The organism is Halomonas sp. KO116 (assembly GCF_000734975.2).
GTDB lineage: Bacteria > Pseudomonadota > Gammaproteobacteria > Pseudomonadales > Halomonadaceae > Vreelandella > Vreelandella glaciei.
Window position 1 is genome coordinate 1,943,248 of the sequence record NZ_CP011052.1, and the last position, 22,097, is coordinate 1,965,344.

17 protein-coding genes are annotated in these 22,097 nt (G+C 58.4%); 11 read left to right on the forward strand and 6 right to left on the reverse strand.

Going from position 1 to position 22,097, the window contains the following annotated elements:
- Positions 1–63: 63 nt before the first annotated feature.
- The 4 genes from pgi to ptsP all read right to left on the reverse strand — a co-directional run bounded on the left by pgi (position 64) and on the right by ptsP (position 7,509).
- The gene (gene pgi, locus KO116_RS08990; RefSeq protein WP_035557034.1) at positions 64–1,731 is read right to left on the reverse strand and encodes a glucose-6-phosphate isomerase; all 1,668 of its coding nucleotides are present in this window, start codon (positions 1,729–1,731) and stop codon (positions 64–66) included.
- Positions 1,732–1,928: 197 nt separating this feature from the next.
- Positions 1,929–3,671 carry a PTS fructose-like transporter subunit IIB gene (locus KO116_RS08995; RefSeq protein WP_035557035.1) on the reverse strand — a complete coding sequence of 581 codons (1,743 nt, stop codon included), beginning with the start codon at positions 3,669–3,671 and terminating at the stop codon, positions 1,929–1,931.
- The gene (pfkB, locus tag KO116_RS09000; RefSeq protein ID WP_035557040.1) at positions 3,668–4,639 is read right to left on the reverse strand and encodes a 1-phosphofructokinase; all 972 of its coding nucleotides are present in this window, start codon (positions 4,637–4,639) and stop codon (positions 3,668–3,670) included. Before pfkB ends, KO116_RS08995 begins: the two co-directional genes overlap by 4 nt.
- Positions 4,639–7,509, reverse strand: coding sequence for a phosphoenolpyruvate--protein phosphotransferase (ptsP, locus tag KO116_RS09005; protein ID WP_035557042.1), 2,871 nt, complete (start codon positions 7,507–7,509; stop codon positions 4,639–4,641). The genes pfkB and ptsP overlap by 1 nt, the downstream gene beginning before the upstream one ends.
- 289 nt (positions 7,510–7,798) lie before the next feature.
- On the opposite strand from ptsP, the gene cra reads away from it, so the two are divergent.
- Positions 7,799–8,776, forward strand: a complete 978-nt coding sequence (gene cra, locus KO116_RS09010) for a catabolite repressor/activator (RefSeq protein ID WP_035557045.1) — start codon at positions 7,799–7,801, stop codon at positions 8,774–8,776.
- A gap of 24 nt (positions 8,777–8,800) precedes the next feature.
- Here cra and KO116_RS09015 read toward each other — a convergent pair whose 3' ends face one another.
- Positions 8,801–9,277 carry a methylglyoxal synthase gene (locus KO116_RS09015; RefSeq protein ID WP_008956990.1) on the reverse strand — a complete coding sequence of 159 codons (477 nt, stop codon included), beginning with the start codon at positions 9,275–9,277 and terminating at the stop codon, positions 8,801–8,803.
- Between the two features lie 218 nt (positions 9,278–9,495).
- Between KO116_RS09015 and gap the strand changes: the two genes are divergently transcribed.
- The 4 genes from gap to KO116_RS09035 all read left to right on the forward strand — a co-directional run bounded on the left by gap (position 9,496) and on the right by KO116_RS09035 (position 12,586).
- The gene (gap, locus tag KO116_RS09020) at positions 9,496–10,497 is read left to right on the forward strand and encodes a type I glyceraldehyde-3-phosphate dehydrogenase (protein ID WP_035557046.1); all 1,002 of its coding nucleotides are present in this window, start codon (positions 9,496–9,498) and stop codon (positions 10,495–10,497) included.
- Between the two features lie 161 nt (positions 10,498–10,658).
- A complete protein-coding gene (locus tag KO116_RS09025) occupies positions 10,659–11,180 on the forward strand; it encodes a DUF3455 domain-containing protein (protein ID WP_035557047.1) in 522 nt (173 codons plus the stop codon).
- Positions 11,181–11,288: 108 nt separating this feature from the next.
- Positions 11,289–11,843, forward strand: a complete 555-nt coding sequence (locus KO116_RS09030; RefSeq protein WP_235272559.1) for a sigma-70 family RNA polymerase sigma factor — start codon at positions 11,289–11,291, stop codon at positions 11,841–11,843.
- Positions 11,840–12,586 (forward strand): anti-sigma factor, encoded by a 747-nt coding sequence (locus tag KO116_RS09035; protein WP_035557049.1) that lies wholly within the window; start codon positions 11,840–11,842, stop codon positions 12,584–12,586. Before KO116_RS09030 ends, KO116_RS09035 begins: the two co-directional genes overlap by 4 nt.
- 30 nt (positions 12,587–12,616) lie before the next feature.
- Here KO116_RS09035 and trkA read toward each other — a convergent pair whose 3' ends face one another.
- Positions 12,617–13,990 (reverse strand): Trk system potassium transporter TrkA, encoded by a 1,374-nt coding sequence (gene trkA, locus KO116_RS09040; protein WP_035557051.1) that lies wholly within the window; start codon positions 13,988–13,990, stop codon positions 12,617–12,619.
- A gap of 206 nt (positions 13,991–14,196) precedes the next feature.
- On the opposite strand from trkA, the gene kdpF reads away from it, so the two are divergent.
- Genes kdpF through KO116_RS09065 form a run of 6 tightly spaced genes read left to right on the forward strand, consistent with a single transcriptional unit; the run spans position 14,197 to position 22,084 of the window.
- Positions 14,197–14,277: a K(+)-transporting ATPase subunit F gene (gene kdpF / locus KO116_RS26285; RefSeq protein ID WP_081742537.1), complete on the forward strand. Its 81-nt coding sequence runs from the start codon at positions 14,197–14,199 to the stop codon at positions 14,275–14,277.
- Positions 14,278–14,286: 9 nt separating this feature from the next.
- Positions 14,287–15,966 (forward strand): potassium-transporting ATPase subunit KdpA, encoded by a 1,680-nt coding sequence (gene kdpA / locus KO116_RS09045; RefSeq protein ID WP_035557052.1) that lies wholly within the window; start codon positions 14,287–14,289, stop codon positions 15,964–15,966.
- 10 nt (positions 15,967–15,976) lie between these two features.
- The gene (gene kdpB / locus KO116_RS09050) at positions 15,977–18,013 is read left to right on the forward strand and encodes a potassium-transporting ATPase subunit KdpB (RefSeq protein ID WP_035557054.1); all 2,037 of its coding nucleotides are present in this window, start codon (positions 15,977–15,979) and stop codon (positions 18,011–18,013) included.
- Between the two features lie 10 nt (positions 18,014–18,023).
- Positions 18,024–18,689 (forward strand): potassium-transporting ATPase subunit KdpC, encoded by a 666-nt coding sequence (gene kdpC, locus KO116_RS09055; protein WP_200897141.1) that lies wholly within the window; start codon positions 18,024–18,026, stop codon positions 18,687–18,689.
- Between the two features lie 4 nt (positions 18,690–18,693).
- A complete protein-coding gene (locus KO116_RS09060; protein ID WP_035557056.1) occupies positions 18,694–21,369 on the forward strand; it encodes a sensor histidine kinase in 2,676 nt (891 codons plus the stop codon).
- Positions 21,359–22,084 (forward strand): response regulator, encoded by a 726-nt coding sequence (locus KO116_RS09065; RefSeq protein ID WP_035557059.1) that lies wholly within the window; start codon positions 21,359–21,361, stop codon positions 22,082–22,084. Before KO116_RS09060 ends, KO116_RS09065 begins: the two co-directional genes overlap by 11 nt.
- Positions 22,085–22,097: the final 13 nt, after the last annotated feature.

Here is a 22,097-nt window from a genome sequence, read left to right on the forward strand (position 1 = left end):
TTAAAACGCCTTGGTTCTTTCAAACCAAGGCGTTGTTTTCTATCGATTTATAAGCCTATTCGTTCAATGTTTTTTCCGTGTTGGCTTCTTGTCGGCACTGGCCGGTGCGCTTTCCTTTTCGTCACTGCCGCCATTAGGGAAGTGCGCCCGCACCAACTCCAGCAGGCCTTGTGTGGAGGCATCGAAGTCGGCGGCGTGGGCATCGATGCGTTCGCTGATTTCACCCGCGATGCGTTTGCCAAGCTGTACGCCCCACTGGTCAAACGAGTTGATGTTCCAGATCACCCCTTGCACAAACACCTTGTGCTCGTAGAGCGCAATCAGTGCGCCTAGGTTTTTCGGCGTTAGCTCGTCCAGCAGTAGCGTGCTGGAAGGGCGGTTGCCGGGGCAACTGTAGGGGTCGTGTTGGCTGAGTTCTTTGCTGTCCCCCTGGCTGCCCTCCATAAAGGCGTTGGCCTGAGCGAGCATATTGGTCAGTAAGGCGAAGTGGTGGTCTTCCACGCCGGGCTCGGGCTTGAGCGAGGCAATAAAATCAATCGGTACGTAGCGGGTGCCCTGATGCAGTAGCTGGAAGAAGGCATGCTGGCCGTTGGAGCCGGTTTGGCCCCACACAATGGGGCCGGTTTTGTAGTTCACCGGGTGGCCGAAAATATCTACCGACTTGCCGTTAGACTCCATGTCCAACTGCTGCAGGAAAGAAGGCAGTTGGTTCAGCGCCTGGTCGTAGGGCACGATGGCTTGGGTTTCTGCGCCAATAAAATTGATGTACCAAATACCAATCAGCGCCATCAGCACCGGCATATTTTGCGAGAAGGGCGCGTTGATGAAATGGTTATCCATCTCATGAGCGCCTTCCAGTAGCTCGATAAAGCCTTCGAAACCGATCGAAAGCGCAATCGGCAGCCCAATGGACGACCACATGGAGTAACGGCCACCCACCCAGGCCCAGAATTCGAACACGTTCTCTTCGCGAATGCCGAACTCCATGGCCGCTTTGCGGTTGGTGGAGGCAGCGATAAAGTGCGCACCCACGTCGGCGTCTTCGCCAGCGTTTTCCAGGAACCAGCGACGCGCGGTTTTGGCGTTTAGCAGTGTCTCCTGGGTAGAAAAGGTTTTGGTGGAGACAATAAACAGCGTGGTGGCCGGGTCGAGGCGCGAAAGCACCTTCTGGATATGGGTGCCGTCCACGTTGGAGACGAAGTGGAAGTGGAGCTCCGGGTGGCGGTATTTGAGCAGCGCGCGCACCGCCATGTTAGGGCCAAGATCCGAGCCGCCAATGCCGATATTGACCACATCTTTAATACGTTTGCCGCTATAGCCTTTCCACTCGCCATTGCGTACCGCTTCCGAGAATAGCTTGATCTGCTCGCGGGTACGGGTGATCTCGGGCATGACGTCTTCGCCGTCCACATACACCGGCTCATCGCCTAAGTGACGCAGGGCGGTGTGCAGTACTGGGCGGTTTTCGGTGACGTTGATGATGTCGCCGGAGAACATCTGCGCCCGACGCTGTACCAGCGCGGAGTGGTCGGCCAGTTCGATCAGCTTGGCGAGCACTTCATCGGAGACATGGTGCTTGGAGTAGTCAAGAAACAGACCGCCCACCCGAAGGCTCATTTTCTCAAAGCGCTGAGGATCATTGGTGAAGTAGTCACGAATGCGGTCGTTAGCGGTTTTGTCGCGTAGGCGGTCGAGCGCCTGCCAGGTGACACTACGAGTGAGCTGAAACATAGGGGGATCCGTTTGTTATTAAGTGAATGTAGTAACCAGAACCGAATGGCAAACTAAACGTGGCGTTATGTAAAAATACTACATAAAAAACGGCGAGGAGTAGAGGGCATTTAGGCTTAGACTTGCATTAACTGCGTAAAGCTACGTATTTGTGTGGGCAGGCACGATTGCCTGCCCACACAGGGTAGGGTCAGCCGTTAAGTAGCCACCGCCACTTGAGCTGCACCGCGTTTGATAAACGCATAGCCTAACCCGGTAACCAGTGAGCCCGCTATGATAGCACCCAGGTAGAGCAGCGCCGGGGTAATGGCGTTGGGGATCAGCAGTACGAAAATACCGCCATGGGGAGCCATTAGCTTCGCACCCACCAGCATCGAGAGCGCACCGGTCAGTGCCCCGCCCGCGATGCAGGCCGGAATGACCCGCAGCGGGTCTTTAGCCGCGAAGGGGATCGCGCCTTCACTGATAAAGCACAGACCCAATACAAAAGAGGCTTTGCCCGCTTCGCGCTCCGGTGCCGAGAACTTATTGCGCGCGACAAAGCTGGCAATGCCCATACCAATGGCAGGCACCATTCCCGCCGCCATGATCGCCGCCATGGGGCCGTAGGTTTCTGAGGCGAGCAGGCCCACACCAAAGGTGTAAGCGGCTTTGTTGACCGGGCCACCCAGATCGAAGCACATCATTGCGCCGAGCAGAATACCCAACAGCACCGCGTTAGTGGAGCCCATGGATTCCAGGAAACTGGTCAGCGCATTAAGCAGCGCCGCGACCGGTTCGCCAATCACATAGATCATGGTTAGGCCGGTGACTAGGCTGGCAACCAGAGGAATGGTCAGAATCGGCTTTAGTGATTCAACGCTGGAGGGCAGTTTGACGTAGCGCGTAACCGCCAGCGCCACGTAGCCTGCCAGGAAACCTGCCAAAATACCGCCGATAAAGCCGGAGCCGATATTAGCCGCCAGCATGCCACCAATCATACCCGGTGCGATGCCGGGGCGGTCCGCGATGGAGTAGGCGATATAACCTGCCAGCACCGGAATCATCAGCGCAAAGGCGGTGCCACCACCGATTTGCATCAGCGCAGCGGCCAGGGTGCCTTCCTGCTCAAACGCTTCAATGCCAAATACAAACGAGAGTGCAATCAGCAGACCGCCCGCCACGACCATTGGCAACATAAAGGAAACGCCGGTGAGCAGGTGCTTATAAACCCCTTTCTCTTTGACGCTCTTATTGTCACTAGTGGTATTGGCCGAACCGCTACTTTCCAGTGCCGCGTTTTCCAGCGCGGCTTCAATGGTGGGGCGCGGCTTTTTCAGCGCGTTGCCGGTAGACGTGCGGTAGATGCGCTTGCCTGCAAACCGCGACGGATCAACGTCGATATCGCAGGCTAGTAGCACTACATCGGCCTGAGCGATCTCTTCTTCCGTTAATTTATCTTGTGCGCCCACCGAGCCTTGGGTTTCCACGCGAATGGCGTGGCCCATGGCTTTGCCTGCTTCCGAGAGCGCTTCGGCGGCCATAAAGGTGTGGGCGACGCCGGTAGGGCAGGCGGTGACCGCAACAATTTTCTTGCCACCCGCGCTGCTTGCAGCGGTAGAAACGGAGGCTGCAGGCGCGGCAGGCGAGCTGTAAATCGGCGCTTCACGCTTGGCCTGGGCCAGAAAACCGTTAGGGTCGGGGAGCGCGCTGGCAATCGGTGCCTGAAAGAGGCGCTTGCCTTCGAAGCGTTCCGGCGCGGGCACGTGATCGGCGGCGACCACAATCAAATCGGCGTTAGCAATCTGATCAGCAGTAGCAGCCTGCAGTGGCGCGATTTCGCCATGCATTTCAACGTGTACCGACCAGCCCTGGCGTTGGGCAGCCTGCTCGAGGCGTTTGGCAGCGAGGAAGGTAGTAGCCATGCCGCTGGGGCAGGCGGTAATCAGAATTATGTTCATAGCGTAGCTCCCTCGGTGATGGAGTCATCAAGACGCCGTATCCGGGTGTGTTGTTGGAGTGAGTCGAAATCCGCAGCGTTGGCGTTGCCGACACCGACATGGCGTACGGCTTCAGCAGAGAGTGCGGTAGCAAAGCGCAGCGTTCGTTCCGGGTCGTGTTGATTAAGTAAGCCGTGGAGCATGCCCGCGACAAAGGTATCGCCAGCGCACACCGTGTTGGTTGCCGTCACCTTGGGGGGCGTGGCGTGCCAGGCACCTTGGGCGTTCACCCACAGCACGCCTTCGGCACCCGCTGACACAAGCGCATGGGCGATGCCGCTTTGATGTAGCCGCTTGGCGGCCGCCAAGCGCGCTGGTGTCGTGTCGCGAGTGTCGCCTGCCCAGTCGGCGAGTTCATTTTCATTGGGCTTGATGCCCGCCGGGTGGGCGTCGATGGCGGCGTTAAGAGCCGGGCCGCTGGTATCCACCCATAGCGGCACACCGCTGGCGTTCAAGTGCTCCAGCAGCTGGCGAAAACCCTCCAGTGACAGCCCTGGGGGCAGGCTGCCAGCGACAACCACTGCCTGGGGGGGCGTCGCACTGCTCAGTTCGGCGTCCAGCGTGTCGATTAGTGTTTGTAAATGTGTGGCGTCAATCGGCATGCCGGGACCGTTGATATCGGTAACGCGGCCACCCTGTTCGGCCAGTTTGGCATTGATACGCGTGCTGCCGGGCACCCGCACGAAGGCATCGGCCAGCCCCAGCTGTTTGAAAGCCAGGGCGAAGGGCGCGTCGTTCTCGCTGCCTAAAAAGCCGCTGACCGTGACGCTATGACCAAGCTCTGCCAATACACGGGCAACATTAACGCCTTTACCAGCGGCTTCTAGCTGCGCGCTGGTAGGGCGGTTGACGCTGCCCAATACTAAGGCGTCAAGGTTAAACGCTAAATCCAGCGCTGGGTTGAGCGTAATGCAAAGCACGCGGGCCATTAGCGCGCCTCCAGTGCATCACGCACTTCGTCACTGGTCGCTTGTGAAAGCGCTAGCTGAGCGATGGCCTGGGCGTCTGCAAAATCAAACTCGCGCAGGCGAGCTTTCACCAAAGGAATCTGCCGCGCGCTGACCGAGAGTTCATCCACGCCCAGGCCAACTAATACGGGAATAGCCACGGCATCCGAGGCCAGCTCACCACACACACCGACCCACTTGCCTTGGCTATGCGCTGCGGCCACGGTCATCTGGATTAGACGCAGCACCGCCGGGTGCAGGCCATCGGCCTGGGCAGAAAGCTCCGGATGGCCGCGGTCAATCGCCAGGGTGTACTGGGTCAAATCATTGGTGCCCACTGAGAAAAAGTCCACCTCGGCGGCAAGGCTGGGTGCCAGCAGCGCGCTGGAAGGTACTTCAATCATCACCCCGAGCTGCACATCGGTGGCGCGCTGGGAGGTGGGGATCTCTTGCAGCAGGCGATCATAGATCACCTTGACCGCCCGAAACTCAGCAATGTCCTTGATCATTGGCAGCATGATGCGCAAAGGGTAATCCTTGCTGGCCATCAGCAGTGCCCGCAGTTGGGTCTCGAGCACATCGGGCTGGGTCAGCGCCAGGCGAATGCCGCGCAGTCCCAGGAAGGGGTTATCTTCCTGGGGGACCGGCCAGTAAGGCAGCGGCTTGTCACCGCCCACATCCAGGGTCCGTGCCACCAGCGGGCGGCCGCCCAACGCTTCCACCGCTTGGCGGTACTCGCCGATCTGAGTGGTCAAATCCGGGGCGCTGGCGTGGGCCATAAACAGAAATTCAGTACGTAGCAGGCCAACACCCTCGGCGCCGCGCTCTACTGCATCGACAGCGTGGGCGGTATTGCCCAGGTTGGCGGCGACTTCGACACGGTGGCCATCGCGAGTTTGAGCAACCTCAAAGCGGGTTTCCCAGGCAGCGGCTTCGCGCTGCTGGTGGTCGAGCAACTGCTGCTCGGCACGCTGTAACCGCTCTTCGGAAGGTTGCGATGTTACCCGGCCACGATCACCATCCAGAATCATCATGCTGGCGTTGTTGAGCGCCATCACCGCTTGCCCCGCGCCAACGACGGCAGGAATGCCCAGTGCGCGGGCCAGAATGGCACTGTGGGCTGTCGCACCACCGCGTACAGTGAGCAGGCCACGCACACGGGAGGTATCCAGGCGCGCCACATCGGAAGGGCCGATGTCGTCCATGACCAGAATATAGGGGTGGTCAGGCGGTTCTGGAAGCGTCACATCGCAGAGCACGCCAAGCACACGGCGGCCTACGTCGCGCAGGTCGGCGGCGCGTTCGGCCAGCAGGCGGTCGGCCAGCATTTCCTGGGCGTGGGCAGCGGTTTCAATCGCTTCCCACCAGCCCGCTTCCGCCGAGCGTCCTTCGCGAATGGCATCCGAGGCCGCGTGGTGAAGTTCCGGGTCGACGAGCATCTCTTCGTGCATCGAGAGAATATCGGCGACTTCGCCGCCCTGGGCATTGCGAACCAGCGCCTCCAGTTGAGCCGCGCCCTCCTTGATGGCGTGATTCAGGCGGATGAGCTGTTGCTCCGCGTCATCGGCGTGCTTGGGGTAGTCGAACTGCATGGGGCGGATAACAAACACCGGGGCAATGGCCAAGCCCGGCGAAGCGGCCACGCCGGTATGGGGCGTGTCGGCAGCCAGTGGCTCGACGGCCGGTTGAGTCGTGCTGGCTTCGGGTGCGGTGTCAAAGCCGCCGTCAAGGGGCGTTATTTTCTCGCCCAAGCCAGCCTCAATCGTTTCCGCCACGCTCTCGAGCGCTTGACGTGCGTTATCACCTTCGGCGGACAGCACCAGCCATTGGCCGCGGCGAGCGCCCAGGCCGATCACCTTGGTCAAGCTGGCCGCCGAGACCAGCGTGGCGCTGCCTTCTTCCAGCCGCACATTGATCGCCATGGCCTGGGCGCGGGCGACTTGCACCAACTGCTTGGCGGGGCGGGCGTGCAGGCCATGGGGATTAAGCACTCGAACGCGACGGGTGTGGGTGCTGGCGGTCTCGCCCGCCAGCAGGGAAAGCAGTTGAGCACTGTTGCATGTGAGCAGCGTGTCGCTGGCGCCGCTATCCAGCAAGGCCATTAATTGCTCTAGCAGCGGACGGTGGGCATCACCGTGGGCAGCTAAGCAGAACAGCGCATGGAGCGGGTGGCCAGCGCTTTCCAAGGTATGCGACGCTGGCGTGGCGACCCCAAGCGCGGGCTGATTAACCCCTTGCGAGCTGCTGGCCAGCCACAACCCCTTGCCTAACCAGGTGGGTTGAGCGGCGGCGACAGCGGCAATGAAGGCGTTATCGACGCAGCCGCTTTGACGCAGGCGGGCAGCGGCGGCCAAGGCAAGCTCTTGCGGATCTTGGGCGGGAAAATTGACACATAGCGTATCAGCATCCAAGCGTGGCTCAAGCGCCGGTTTGGACAGCAGGCGCGCCACATCGGCAGCGGAACTGGCGCTGGCTAACTGCTCGGCAACGCCGTCACGATCCAGCACGTGAGTGAGCTGGCGCAAAATATCCAAGTGCTCATCGTTCTGGGCCGCGATGGTCACCAGCACATGCACCTGTTGACCGTCGTGCCACTCGATTCCTTGGGGAAACTGCAGCACGCGGACGCCAGTCTGCTTCACGTGCCGACGGCTTTCTGGCGTGCCATGGGGGATGGCAATGGCATTGCCCAGGAACGTCGATGACTGGGCTTCGCGGTCGTGCAGGCCGTCGCGGTACTCGGCCTCAACTAATCCAGCGTCTACCAGCGCTTCAGCAGCACTGTCCAGAGCGGTTTGCCAGCTATCCGCGTGGCGGCCTAGCAGGATGTCATCGGGGCCGAGTGTCAACATAGTATTCTCCTGTAAACGCGCTCTGTTGCTGCAAAGTACTTTCGGTGAGTACTGTGGGCCGAGTGCAGGGCGTGTACATAAGTGATCGTCGTTAAATGATCATGGTAATGGCATTAATGCCAGTGGGATGAATCGACCCTTCAGCGGTGATTCATCCTTGCCAATGAATCTAGTGTTAGTGCTATGCTGAATCGATTCACTGCATGACGCAAGGTTCGTGCTTTTAGACTTTGGTCTGGTAGGCGCTTACTTGCTGATAAACTGCCCGGTCACACCAAGGGGAACCCGAATGACACTCGCCGATATTGCCCGGCTAGCCGGCGTCTCGCGCACGACCGCTAGCTACGTGATTAATGGCCAGGCCGAGCAGCGCCGTATTAGCGTGGCAACGATTGAGAAAGTGATGGCAGTAGTACGTCAGCACCGTTACCACATAGACCCGCAGGCGGCCGCTCTGCGTCGTGGGGCGAGCCGTCTGCTGGGCCTTATCGTGCCGGATCTGGAGAACATCAGTTATGCCCGGCTGGCGAAACGCCTGGAGCGTGGCGCGCGGGAGCAGGGCTATCAGTTGCTGATCGTCAGCTCGGATGACTGTGCTGAGAGCGAGCGAGCACTCGCCCTGGCGCTGCGTGCCCAGCGCTGTGAGGTGTTGATCACCGCCAGTTGTCTGCCCAGCGACGACACCTTCTACGCCGATCTGGTAGACGAGGGCTGGTGTGTGGTGGGCATGGACCGTGGCCTGAATCCCGAGCTGTTTTCCAGTGTGGTGAGCAATGACTGCGAAGCGGCCGAGGCGTTGACACGCTCGGTAATCGGCGGGGCAACCAAACGTGTGGCGTGGCTGGAGGCAATGCCGAATCTATCGATCAGCCGCGAACGGCGGGCCGGTTTCCAGGCGGCATTGAGCGGCACGGAGATTGTGCCGCTGATCTTGAGTGGAGTGAGCTATGAGCGTAGCGAAGGGGCGCGCCTTGCAGCCAGGCTGTTGGATGAGGAAGGCGGCGCCGATGCGCTGGTAACGGCGTCTTATACGCTGCTGGAAGGGGTGTTTGATGTGTTCTTGGAGCGTGGTGGCTTGCCAGAAAATATCCGTTTGGCCACCTTTGGCGATCACCGGCTACTGGATTTTCTCCCCCAGCCGGTCAATTCAGTGTTGCAGGATTATGACCGGATTGCTGCGTTGACGCTGAACTGCGCGTTGGCCGCCTTGGACGGCCACTACGAGTGTGGGCTGCAGGTAGTTGCCCGCCACCTGCACACCCGCTGAGTACAGCGTTTTAATGCTTGCTGCTTAGACCGTTCTGGCCTGGGCCCAAGCGTTGGCATCCGGAATCGACATATCGTAGCTTTCGCCCAGATAGGGCGATGAAAGCAGGAAGTCTGCGGTGGCCGCATTGCAGGCAACGGGCACATTCCACAGGGCGGCTAAGCGCAGCAGCGCCTTGACGTCGGGGTCGTGAGGCTGCGGCGAGAAGGGGTCCCAAAAGAAAATCAGTACATCGAGGCGCTGTTCGGCGATGCGTGCGCCAATTTGTTGGTCGCCGCCCAACGGCCCGCTCATCAACCCTTCAACGTCGAGTCCCAGCGCGGTTTTCAAGCGCCCGGCGGTGGTGCCGGTACCGATCAGCTCATGCTGGCTGAGCACGCTTTGCCAGCGGGTTGCCCACTCCAGCATTTCGACCTTCTTGCCGTCGTGGGCAATCAGTGCAATGCGTTTGCGTGCTTGTAGAGTGCGGATAGCTTGGCGGGGCGGTTGTGCATCACTCATGGCGGAACCCTTTACTTGTATTGGCTTTCTAAGACCAGCTTTTAATGTTGGACTACGGTAGCGTTTATATAGTAATTTTACTACATATTGGGTATTTATAAGCCTTTTGGGGCCGTTGTTATACGAATTTTCAGCCTCATGACGCTTAAATACGTATTTTTAGTAATTTTTTTACTAAATGCGACACTTGCTACCATTGGTTAATGAGGAGCTATATCATGACAATAAGAGTTGCGATTAACGGGTTTGGCCGTATCGGCCGCAACGTACTGCGCGCCCTTTACGAGAACAGCTACCGCGACCGTTTACAGGTTGTCGCTATCAACGATTTGGGCGATCCTTCGCTGAACTCCCACCTGTTGCGTCACGACACTGTGCACGGCCACTTCCCTTTCAAGGTAGAGCATGACAACGAGAGCATCACGGTGGATGGTGATCGTATCGCGATCTCCTCCGAGCGTGACCCAGCACAGTTGCCGTGGTCGTCGATGAATATCGACCTGGTGATGGAGTGCACAGGGCTGTTTACCAAGCGCGAGGCGGCTGCCAAGCACATTACTGCTGGCGCCAAGCGGGTGCTTATTTCTGCACCCAGCCCCGACGCCGATGCCACCATTGTATACGGCGTGAATGACGATATTCTAACCGCCGAGCATACGGTGGTTTCCAACGCCTCCTGCACCACGAACTGCCTGGCGCCAGTAGCGAAAGCGTTGAACGATGCAGTAGGTATCGAGAACGGTCTGATGACCACGGTGCACGCTTACACCAATGACCAGAACCTGTCGGATGTTTACCACTCTGACCCTTACCGCGCTCGTAGTGCGACCCACTCCATGATCCCGACCAAAACCGGGGCAGCAGCGGCGGTAGGTTTAGTATTGCCGGAACTGGCTGGCAAGTTCGATGGCCTGGCAGTTCGTGTGCCGGTGATCAACGTGTCGCTGGTGGATCTTACTTTCACCGCCAGCCGCGATACCACCAAAGAAGAAATCAATGCCATCGTCGAGAAGGCTGCAGCGAATTCGCCGGTGCTGGCGGTTAATGCCGAGCCGCTGGTCTCCATCGATTTCAACCACGATGCCAACTCATCCACCTTCGATACCAATCACACCCGTGTAAATGGTCGTTTGGTTAAGATTATGGCGTGGTACGACAACGAGTGGGGCTTCTCCAACCGCATGCTGGACACCGCCATTGCGATGCAGAAGACCGCTTAAGCTATAGCGAACACTGCTAACTATTCCTACTCGTTACCCTGAGCCCTTGCTCAGGGTTTTTTATTTTTTAAAAATAGTGCATCCAATACGTCTCCTCGCGGGTAATCCCTATACAGGCGCTATTTAAAGCGGCTGATAAAAACCCTTTTAGGAGACTGAAAATGACACTTCACCATCTAACGCGCGCTACCTTAGCCGCTACACTGATTGCATCCTTCAGTCATGCCGCTCTGGCCGAAACGCCTGCGGATGTCCAAGTACCGGACGGCAACACCATCGCCCTCGAAACGGTTGGCGTTGGCGCGATTACTTACATGTGCGAAACCAAAGACGACGGCAACATGGGCTGGGTGTTTAAAGGCCCCCACGCTGCGCTTAATGCTAGCAATGGCAGCCAGGTGGGTAGCTACTACGGCCCGCCAGCCACCTGGGAAGCGTTGGACGGTTCAAAAATCACCGGCACCCAGCTAGCCACAGCCGCCAATGGCGATGGCAATATTCCGCTCCAGCTTGTTGAAGCCAACCCTGCTGAAGGCGAAGGCGCCATGATGGGCGTTAGCTACATTCAGCGCTTGAACACCCACGGCGGTGTTGCGCCCGATGTGGCCTGTGATATGGATCACGACGGTGCCACCGCGGTAGTTACTTACCAGGCGGACTATATCTTCTGGACTGCTGAATAACTTAAATGAGTGCTGGGGACTCGTTTGGCGAGTTCCCAGCGGCTATGCTGTCTGCGAGAACGACGACTGGCGTCGGTGCCGTCAACAGGGAGCTGAAGTTTGACTGACGTGTCTTCAGAATTTGATCATGCCGCGGCAATAGCCAACTGTGCCCGTGGTGAACATGACGCCTTGCACCAACTCTATGTCCATGAGAGTGCTCGATTATTAGGCGTGGTCATAAGAATCGTCAAAGATCGTGGTATGGCCGAAGATATTGTCCACGATGCGTGCCTCAATATTTGGCAGCGGGCCGATAGTTTTGACCCCGATAAAGGCTCTGCCCGAGCTTGGATATTCAGTATCGCGCGCCATTTGGCTTTAAACGCCATTCGTTACCGTGATCGCGAGATCACGTTTGACAGTAGTGCCCCCACCGAATTAGATCATGACGAACAATTTCAGCACGCCTCCGTTGTCGACGAAGCCTTCGATTGGGAGACCGGCCAGCGGATGGATAGCTGCTTAGAAGCGCTTGAGCCCGAGCGGCGTAATTGCGTACTCCACGCCTATGTCGATGGGCTTAGCCACGCGGAAATCGCTGCTCATACCGGCGCGCCGTTGGGAACCGTTAAAGCCTGGATCAAACGCAGCTTGCTGCGCCTACGGGAGTGTATGGCATGACCCGCCCAAATGATCACGAACATGAAGATGACCATGCCTTGGCGGGTGAATACGTGCTGGGTACATTGTCGTTAGAGCAGCGCAAAGCGCTGGAAGCTCGGTTACCCAATGAGCCTGAACTGCAAAAAGCCGTGATGGCTTGGGAAGAGTGCTTCTTGCCCTATACCGATATTACCGATCCGGTAACGCCTTCTGACTATTTATGGCCGCGTATTGAGCGCAGCCTAACGTCACGGGAAGCGCTTGCTAAGCGTGCTCGACCTGCCACTGCCGCGCCGCAAAGGCCACGGCGTATGCTGCACAGCCTGCCACTTTGGCGCGGCGCTGCCGGGTTTGGCTTGGCGGCGGCGTTAGTAATGGGCGTAATGCTGGCAAATGAAGTCACTGAACCGACTATTTCAACGACGCCCGAGTACATGGTGATTCTGCTTGCCCCACAAACCCAGTCAGCAGGCTGGGTCGTACAGGCCTCATCACGCCAGGAAATCGAGCTGATCCCGCTGGGCACCTTCGAAGTGCCTGAAGGTAAAGCGCTAGAGTTCTGGACCAAGGCGGATGAGTGGCAGGCACCGGTATCGCTGGGTTTAGTGGAGCCAGGCCAGCCGATTCGTTTACGCTTAGACCAGTTGCCGCCGCTTGAAGATAACCAGCTGTTTGAGCTAACGCTGGAAGACGAAACCGGTTCGGCCACCGGTCTGCCCACCGGGCCCATTGAGTTTATTGGTCGCGCGGTCGAGATTTAGCCACTCTAAAAGCGCCTGTTAAACGTGTTTTTAAAAGAACGATAAGCCAACTTGGAACAGGCGTTCCACGTCGCGAATGCGGCGCTTGTCGATCACGAACAAAATCACGTGGTCGCCGCTCTCCACCATTACATCGCCGTGGGCGATGATAACTTCCTTGCCGCGCACAATCGCACCGATGGTGGTGCCTTCTGGTAGATCAATCTCACGGATGGTGCGGCCGACCACTTTAGACGACTGCTTATCGCCATGGGCAATGGCTTCAATCGCTTCGGCGGCACCCCGGCGCAGCGAGTGGACGTTGACGATGTCGCCGCGTCGCACGTGCGCCAGCAGGCTGCCGATGGTCGCCTGCTGGGGGGAAATAGCGATATCGATCTCGCCACCCTGCACCAAATCCACATAAGCGGCGTTGTTGATCAACGTCAGCACCTTCTTGGCGCCTAAACGCTTGGCGAGCAGCGAGGACATGATATTGACCTCGTCGTCGTTGGTCAGCGCGCAGAAGATATCGCACTCTTCGATATTCTCCTCTTCCAGCAGACGCTTGCTGGTGGCGCTGCCATGGAGCACCACGGTGCGATCCAGCCGCTCTGAGAGGGTGGTGCAGCGCTCCAGGCTGTGCTCGATGATCTTGACCTGGTGGCTATGCTCCAAATGCTCCGCCAGCCGCTCGCCGATATTACCGCCCCCGGCAATCACCACGCGGCGAAAGTCCCGCTCGACCCGGCGCAGCTCGCTCATCACCGCGCGAATATCGCGGCGTGCGGCGAGGAAGAACACCTCGTCGTCGGCTTCAATGATCGTATCGCCGCGGGGGATAATCGGCCGGTTGCGGCGGTAAATCGCCGCCACGCGGGTATCCACGTTGGGCATATGGCGGCGCAGAAAGGCTAAATCCTGGCCTACCAGCGGGCCGCCGTAGAAGGCTTTGACCGCCACCAGCTGTACCAGGCCACCGGCAAACTCCAGCACCTGTAGGGCGCCGGGGTGCTCAATCAGGCGGCGTACGTGGTCGGTGACCACCTGCTCGGGGCTGATCAATACATCAATGGGGATCGCTTCGTGGGCAAACAGACCCTTGCGGGTTAAGTACGCCGTGGCGCGCACCCGGGCAATTTTGGTCGGGGTGCGAAACAGCGTATGGGCGACTTGGCAGGCGATCATATTGATTTCGTCGCTGTTGGTGACGGCGATCAACATATCGGCGTCTTCGCAGCCTGCCTGGCGCAGCACAATCGGGTAGGAACCCGCCCCAGTGACGGTGCGGATATCGAGTTTAGTGTGCAGGTCGCGCAATTTTTTGGCGTCAGTATCAACGACAGTGATGTCGTTTTCCTCGCGGGCGAGGTGTTCAGCCAGTGTGCCGCCGACCTGGCCGGCGCCTAAAATAATAATCTTCATCGGTAGTTAGATCACTTTGGCGACATGTTAATACAGATACTCACCTATCTAAGGGGAAGCTGTCGAGGGTAGGTGGACTCAGTTCTGCTTTTGCCCGACGGAAAGGGCTTTTTTTACGCCTTTTTGACGGCTAATGCCTTAAACGCCATCGAATTTTTACGCCTGCAATCTCTAAGCTCAAGGTGCCAATCAAAGGAGGCACTTCCATGAATATTGCATTGCTAATCATCGCGACCGGCACAGCGGCGTATCTGTTTTACGCGCTCATCTGTCCCGAGCGTTTTTAGGAGATCGTCATGAACGATATGATCGCTATTTACGCCTTAGTGGCTCTGCTTAGTGTGCCCTTGGGTATCTATATTGCTTTTGCATTAAGCACACAGACGAACCGGCTCGATACGCTGTTTGGCGTGATTGAAAAGCCTATCTACCGGTTGGCGGGCGTTAACAGTCAACACGCCATGACGTGGCAAGTGTACGCGTTAGCCATCCTTAAGCTGCATGTGGGCTTGATACTGCTGGCATGGCTGGTCTTTATGTGTCAGGGCTTATTGCCACTCAACCCGGACGGCATCCCCGGCATGCCGTGGGACACGGCGCTGCATACAGCGGTGTCGTTTGCTACCAACACTAACCAGCAGCACTACTCTGGCCAAGCGCAGCTTTCGCATTTAAGCCAAACCTTTGCCATTGTCACACTGCAGTTCTTAACCCCCGCCACGGGGCTCGCAGTGTTGGTCGCGATTGCCCGCACTTTGTTAGTCGCTAAGCCTGCCAAGGTGTTAAACGGCGTTGGCAACTACTACCACGACCTTACCCGCACCGTGGTACGGGTGATGTTGCCACTGGCAGCGGTTGTCGCACTGCTGCTGACCTGGCAGGGCGTACCGGCCGCCCACCAGGTAGACATGCTGGATCCCCAGGTGGAAGAAGTGCAGTCGATTCCCTTAGGCCCTGTGGCGTCCATGGTGGCGATCAAGCAGTTGGGTACCAACGGCGGTGGCTGGTATGGCCCCAACTCCACCGTGCCCCTTGAGAACCCCACGCCGCTGGCGAACGTTATCGAAACCGCTTCACTCACGCTTATCCCCGTGGCACTGCTTATCGCGATCGCTCTGATCAGTGGTCGACGTCGGCTAATGACGGGCATTGGTGCCGTGATGATCGCGTTCTCTCTTATTTCCACCTCGGTGGTGGTCTATTCGGAACGCATGCCCAATGCAGCCCTGGTCGAACTCTCCCAGCCGGGGGCCAACTTGGAAGGCAAGGAGCTGCGTTTTGGCACTGACCTTTCCGCTCTGTGGGGCAGTTGGACAACGCAAACCTCCAACGGCTCAGTCAACGCCATGCACGACAGCTTCAACCCCATGGGCGGCATGATGCTGCTGATGGATATGTTTGTGAACGTGACCTTCGGTGGGGTGGGCGTCGGGCTGATTGGCTTCTTCCTCTACCTGATGTTGGCGGCCTTTGTGGGCTCGTTGATGGTGGGCAGGGCGCCCGAGCTGTTTGGTAAACCGTTAGAAACCCGCGAAATGCGCTGGATTTCACTGGCGATTCTGGCTCAGCCGCTGGTCATCCTGGGGTTGAGTGCGCTGACCGTGGCGATGCCAAGTGCGGCCGCCAATTCCAACCCAGGGTTCCATGGCTTATCGCAAGTGCTTTATGAGTTCACCTCCGCGTTTGCCAATAACGGCTCTGGTTTTGAAGGGCTGGGCGATGACACCCCCTGGTGGAATATCGCCTGCGTGGTCGCCCTATTGATTGGCCGCTTCTTACCCATGCTAGTGCCATTAGCGGTAGCCGGTTGGTTGGCAGCTAAGCGCACGGCACCGGCGGGGCGCGGCACCCTGCCCATGGATAGCCCCGCCTTTATGGGCTTAACCGCAGGGGTGATTGTGATTGTCAACCTGCTTGGCTTCTTACCGGCGTTAGTGCTTGGCCCGATTGCAGAATCCGTCGTGCAAGGCTTCTAGGAGAAAAGAGATGTCACATACAGAGCTTGCTAAACAGCCGCGTCGTTCGCTGCCTATTGGCCAAGTCGTCACCGGCGCGGTAAAAGGGCTTGCGCCCCAACTACTGGCGCGCAACCCGGTTATGGCGGTTGTCGCCATTGGTACGGTAGTGTGTTTCGGGCTAACGCCGATTGCTTTCGCCCAGGGCGAAAACGGCGGCTTTGCGCTCACCATTGCGCTACTGCTGCTTGCCACCGTGCTGTTTGCCACCGGTGCGGAGTCACTGGCAGAGTCCCGGGGTAAGGCCCATGCTGGCGCGCTGCGCAAAACCAAAGGGGAACTCAAGGCGGCTAAGCTAAACGCTGACGGCACCACCAGCGCCGTAACCGCCGACTCACTGCGTAAAGGCGACCGAGTGAAAGTGGTGGCGGGTGAGCTGATTCCGGCAGATGACGATATCGTCGAGGGTGCGGCGTCTATCAACGAGTCGGCGGTAACCGGTGAGTCCGCGCCGGTGCTGCGTGAAGCGGGCACCGATAACAGCGGCGTCAGTGCGGGCACCAAAGTGCTCTCGGATCAGCTGATTATTGAAGTCAGCGCCAATCCCGGTGAATCCCTGCTGGATCGTATGATTGCCTTGGTAGAGGGCGCTAGCCGTCAGAAAACGCCTTCCGAGCTGGCGCTTTCGGTGCTGCTGGCGATGCTGACCCTGGTGTTCCTGATCGTGGTGGTCACGCTGGTGCCCATGGCCGCTTTCGTAGGAGTAGAAACCTCGACGGTCATGCTGGTAGCACTATTAGTGTGTTTGATTCCTACCACCATTGGCGGTCTATTGCCTGCCATTGGCATTGCCGGTATGGAGCGCGCCATGCGTGCCAATCTGGTCGCCAAGTCAGGCAAGGCAGTAGAGATCGCTGGTAGCATCGACACGCTGTTGCTGGATAAAACCGGCACGATTACCCTGGGCGACCGCCGCGCGACGGAGTTCGCCCCCTGCCAGCAGGTGCCGCGTCAACGGGTACGCGATGTAGCGTTTTTAACCTCTCTGGAAGACCCTACGCCTGAAGGCCGCTCGATTGTGACGCTGGCCACTGAGCAGGGTGTGGATGTGCAGCTTAGCGAAGAAGCGGATGGCGCAACCTTTGAAGCCTTCAGCGCTGAAACCCGCCTGTCAGGGGTGGATCTAACTAGCGGTAGAAAGCTACGTAAAGGTGCCCCCAATGCCATTACCGAGTGGGTAAAGGCGCAGGGCGGCGATATCCCCAGCGACTACAACCAGGTCATTGAGCGTATATCCCGCGATGGTGCCACCCCTATTGCAGTAGCGGAAAACCAGCAGATCCTGGGTGTGGTAGCGCTGTCTGACGTGATCAAAAGCGGCATCGCGGAGAAGTTTGCCGAGCTACGTGCCATGGGCATCAAAACTGTGATGATCACCGGTGACAACCCGATTACCGCCTCGGCCATAGCCGCCACGGCAGGGGTCGATGACTACATCGCCGAAGCCACGCCTGAGCGTAAGCTGGCGCTGATTCGCGAAGAGCAGGCCAGTGGCCGTCTGGTGGCCATGGTCGGTGACGGCACCAATGACGCTCCGGCGCTGGCCCAGGCCGATCTTGGACTGGCCATGAATTCCGGCACCCAAGCCGCCCGCGAAGCCGCCAATATGGTCGATCTGGACTCCGACCCCGGCAAGCTCATCAGCGCGGTGGAAATTGGTAAGCAGCTGCTGGTGACCCGAGGCGCATTGACCACGTTCTCTTTGGCGAACGATGTCGCTAAGTACTTCGTGATTTTACCGGCCCTCTTTGCGGCAAGTTTCCCGGCGCTGGGCGTACTGGATGTAATGAACCTGCATTCACCCACCACGGCGGTGCTGGCAGCCGTGCTGTTCAATGCGTTGATTATTCCCGCACTGATTCCTTTTGCGCTGCGTGGCGTGTCCGTAAAAGCCGCTTCAGCAACGGTACTATTGCGCCGCAATCTGCTGATCTACGGCCTTGGTGGGCTGCTGCTACCGTTCCCTGCCATCAAGCTGCTCGACATGCTGATTGCGCTGTTTATCTAGGAGAAGCGTCATGAATATAGGTATTAAAGATCCCACGGCGATTAATGACGAAGAGCAGCAGGCACCAACGTTTGAGGCAAAAGCCACTTGGGGCAGTGCGCTGCGCTTGATGGTGGTGATGGCCGTTCTGCTTGGGCTGGTGTACCCCTTAGCGACGACAGCGGTCGGTGGCTGGTTGTTTCCTGAGCAGTCACACGGCAGCTTGATTCGTGACGCCGATGGTCGGGTGATGGGGTCAAGCCTGGTGTCACAAACCTTTGTCAGCGATGAATACTTTATCGGTCGCCCGTCAGCGGCGGGTAACGATGCGGGCGGGGTTTCAGGATCTAACCTGGCGCCTAGTAATGAAGCGCTTCGTGAACGTGCCAAGGCCGATGCGCAGGCGATTGCCCAGCGGGAAGGCGTCAGCGTCGATCAAATTCCGGTTGATCTGATCACCGCGTCGGGCTCCGGGGTTGACCCGCATATCTCGTTACCAGCCGCTCAATTACAGGTTGCAAGGGTAGCGCAGGCACGTGAAATCGACGAAGCTAGCGTCACTGAGATGATCGACCAAGCGCTTGAAAACACAGGCTGGCTGGGGTCGCCAGTGGTCAACGTATTGCGGTTGAATGTGAGCTTGGATGAGCGTTTTCCCGTCGCCACCACCACCTCGTCTGTACCCCCTGTGGAGTAGCTAAATGTATTCAGCGGATCAGCGACCCGATCCCAATGCATTGCTAAAAGCCGCACGCCGAGAGGCGCGCGGCTGTTTGCGTGTGTTTTTGGGAGCCGCCCCCGGCGTAGGCAAAACTTACACCATGCTACGCACGGCCCGGGAGCGAGCAGAAGAGGGTGACGATATCGTAATTGGCGTGGTGGAGTCCCACGGCCGCGCCGACACCGAAGCTCTCTGTGAGGGGCTGTCACGTATTCCGCTGGCGCCTTTACAGCACCATGGCCGAACGTTTTACGAATTCGATATCGATGCGGCCCTAGCGCGGAAGCCCACTATTTTGCTGGTAGACGAGTTGGCCCATCGCAATATCCCCGGCAGCCGACATCCACGGCGTTATCAGGATATCGAAGAGTTGCTGGATGCGGGGATCGATGTCTGGACAACGGTGAACGTCCAGCATTTGGAAAGCCTCAACGACGATGTGGCCCGGATTACCGGCATTCGCATGCGCGAAACCGTTCCCGATGCACTGCTAGAGCGCGCCCGGGATGTATCGCTGGTGGACTTAACCCCGGAGGAGCTGCTTGAGCGTTTAAGGCGCGGCAAGGTGTATATCCCCGAGCAGGCACGCGCCGCCATGGAGGGCTACTTTAATGAGTCGAACCTCAATGCGTTGCGCGAGCTGGCGATTCAAACCATGGCCGAGCGGGTGGTGAAAGTGGCTATGGATGCTAGCGGCAGAGCAGGCCCTTGGCCGGTAAGGCCGCACCTGCTAGTGGTCGTCAACGGTAGTGAAGACGATGTGTCCCTCGTGCGCGCAGCCCACCGAATGGCCGAGAGGCGCCTGGCCGTATGGCGGGCGGTCTATGTCGATAAGGGTGTCGACTCGCCCGAGCAGCAGCTAGCGGTTGAGAAGATATTTAGTCTGGTGACCCGGCTGGGAGGCGACCCACTTCGCTTGCAAGGACATAGCCAGCTAGACGAAGTGATCAACTACGCCCGCTCGATTAATGCCACCACAATTATGGTGGGCCGCGACGGCAAGCGCCGCTGGTGGCCGTGGTCGCGGCCGCTTGCCCAACGTTTGATCGCGCATACCGATGTCTTTGATATCGTGGTAGTGGCTCAGGGGAGCGTGAAGCAAGGTATGCGTAAGCAGCAGCCTGGCTGGAGAGTGCGTCCACCCCAGCTACTCGCCACCAGCTTGGCGGTGATGGCCTCATTGGGAATCGCCCACCTGCTAGAACCTTGGCTGGAGCTTGCCAATCTGTCGCTGGTGTTTTTAGCCGCCGTGCTGTTCAGCGCTATCTGGGCGGGCACCGCTATGGCCATGTTCAGTGCCGTGGTGGGCTTTTTGGTGTTTAACTTCTTCTTTACCGAGCCGCGTTTGACCTTTGCCATGGTGGAACGGGGGCAACTGTTGACGGTGGTGTTCTTCTTTTTGGTAGCGCTAGTGGTGGGGCAACTGGCGGGTCGTGGACGCCAGCGCTTAGTCGCACTGCGGGCCAGCCGCGACCAGACTCAGCTTCTGCTGCGCTACGCCGAGCAGCTTTCTACCGCCACCGACAGTGCCAGCGCCGCCAAAGTGGGTGTCGATACGCTGGTGCAGTGTTTTGAAGTCCCCGTTATCTTTATTGAAACGGCGGAAAGCGCTAGTGAGGTGCAAGTGGTCTACGCGCTACCGGATGCCGAGCGTTTGGACATGACCGCCAAGCAGGCAGCGGTATGGAGTTGGCAGCACCAAAAACCGAGCGGTCAGGGCACACAAACATTGAGCCAGCAGGCGTGGCGCTTACTTCCGCTCGCGGTGCAGGGAGAGCAAGTAGGGATGCTGGCGCTCAAACTGTCGGCCAGTCCAAAGGCACTCAACCATGAGCGTGAGTCGCTAATTGACGCTCTGGTGCGCCAACTCAGTATGGCCCTGGAGCGCACACGATTAGTGGCCGAATTGAATACCACACGTGTGTCCGAAGAGAACGAGCGCTTACGCTCCGCGTTACTCTCGTCGGTCTCTCATGACCTGCGCACGCCGCTGTCATCTATCATTGGCGCCACCAGCTCACTGATTGAGCTAAAACCCCAGCTCAGTGAAGACGATCAGCGCGAGCTGCTAGACGGCATATTATCCGAGAGCGAGCGGCTCAACCGCTATATTCAAAACCTGCTCGATATGACGCGGCTGGGGCACGGCTCGCTGAAAATAGAGCGTGACTGGGTGTCGTTTGACGACGTCATCAACTCAGCGCTAAAGCGACTGGGGCAATCGCTGAAACACGTCGTGGTACGGAAACAGTGGCCTACTACGTTGCCGCTGTTGTACGTTCATCCCGCGCTGGTGGAGCAGGCGCTGGTTAACGTGCTGGATAACGCCCAGCGCTTCTCGCCACCCGGTGGCGAGCTACTGATTAAGGCCCACCTGAATGAAGGTGATCCAGCCACATTGGTAATCACCATTGAAGACCAAGGCCCAGGGATTTCCCCCGAGCTGCGCGAGCAGGTATTTGATATGTTTTACAGCGGCGGCGACGGTGATCGCAGCGCCCATGGCAGTGGCCTCGGTTTGGCCATTTGTCGTGGCATGATTGGTGCCCACGGCGGCACGATCAACGCTGACACAGGCGAAAATGGCCGAGGCACCGCTATTGTCATTACGCTGCCACTGTTAGGTGCAGATATGAGGAAGATGGATGAAGAATGAGGGTAACGGGCGCATTCTGATTGTTGACGACGAACAGCAAATTCGGCGTTTTCTGCGTATCAGCCTAGCCTCCCAAGGCTACGGTGTGCTGGAGGCAGAGAACGGTGAGCAGGCCTTGGCAGCGGTATATACCCAATCGCCCGACGTGGTGCTGCTTGATTTGGGCCTACCCGATATGGATGGCCACGAGGTGCTGCAGGGGATCCGTGAGCAAAGCGCTGTGCCGGTAATTGTAGTATCCGTGCGGGATCGGGAGGAGGAGAAAGTCTTATCGCTGGATAACGGCGCCAATGATTACGTTACCAAACCCTTCGGCATCCAAGAGCTGCTTGCCCGCATCAGGGCCGTCCAGCGTCAGTCGCAGCAAGCCAGGGGAGAGGTGGCCGCTAGCTACTATGTTAGCCAGGGGCTGGTGATCGATCTTGAGTTAAGGCAGGTTTTTCTGCACCAGGAACGTGTACATTTGACCCGCAAAGAGTTCGCCGTGCTGGCCCGTCTTTGCCGCTATGCCGGGCGCGTTGTTACTCAGACCCAGTTGCTCAAAGAAGTATGGGGGCCGACCCATGTAGACGACACCCATTACCTGCGTATTGTGGTCAGCCGCCTGCGCCAAAAGCTCGGCGATGACCCCCAAACACCAGTGCTACTTCAAACAGAAGCCGGGGTCGGCTATCGGCTGTTGGTAGAGCCAGCGCAGCGACCTGCAACGTCCTAGGTACCTGAAAAAA

Bases quoted from the DNA above. Each gene is read 5' to 3' on its own strand.
- pgi (WP_035557034.1), bottom strand. From the start codon at position 1,731: ATGTTTCAGCTCACTCGTAGTGTCACCTGGCAGGCGCTCGACCGCCTA.
- KO116_RS08995 (WP_035557035.1), bottom strand. From the start codon at position 3,671: ATGAACATAATTCTGATTACCGCCTGCCCCAGCGGCATGGCTACTACC.
- pfkB (WP_035557040.1), bottom strand. From the start codon at position 4,639: ATGGCCCGCGTGCTTTGCATTACGCTCAACCCAGCGCTGGATTTAGCG.
- ptsP (WP_035557042.1), bottom strand. From the start codon at position 7,509: ATGTTGACACTCGGCCCCGATGACATCCTGCTAGGCCGCCACGCGGAT.
- cra (WP_035557045.1), top strand. From the start codon at position 7,799: ATGACACTCGCCGATATTGCCCGGCTAGCCGGCGTCTCGCGCACGACC.
- KO116_RS09015 (WP_008956990.1), bottom strand. From the start codon at position 9,277: ATGAGTGATGCACAACCGCCCCGCCAAGCTATCCGCACTCTACAAGCA.
- gap (WP_035557046.1), top strand. From the start codon at position 9,496: ATGACAATAAGAGTTGCGATTAACGGGTTTGGCCGTATCGGCCGCAAC.
- KO116_RS09025 (WP_035557047.1), top strand. From the start codon at position 10,659: ATGACACTTCACCATCTAACGCGCGCTACCTTAGCCGCTACACTGATT.
- KO116_RS09035 (WP_035557049.1), top strand. From the start codon at position 11,840: ATGACCCGCCCAAATGATCACGAACATGAAGATGACCATGCCTTGGCG.
- trkA (WP_035557051.1), bottom strand. From the start codon at position 13,990: ATGAAGATTATTATTTTAGGCGCCGGCCAGGTCGGCGGCACACTGGCT.
- kdpF (WP_081742537.1), top strand. From the start codon at position 14,197: ATGAATATTGCATTGCTAATCATCGCGACCGGCACAGCGGCGTATCTG.
- kdpA (WP_035557052.1), top strand. From the start codon at position 14,287: ATGAACGATATGATCGCTATTTACGCCTTAGTGGCTCTGCTTAGTGTG.
- kdpB (WP_035557054.1), top strand. From the start codon at position 15,977: ATGTCACATACAGAGCTTGCTAAACAGCCGCGTCGTTCGCTGCCTATT.
- kdpC (WP_200897141.1), top strand. From the start codon at position 18,024: ATGAATATAGGTATTAAAGATCCCACGGCGATTAATGACGAAGAGCAG.
- KO116_RS09060 (WP_035557056.1), top strand. From the start codon at position 18,694: ATGTATTCAGCGGATCAGCGACCCGATCCCAATGCATTGCTAAAAGCC.
- KO116_RS09065 (WP_035557059.1), top strand. From the start codon at position 21,359: ATGAAGAATGAGGGTAACGGGCGCATTCTGATTGTTGACGACGAACAG.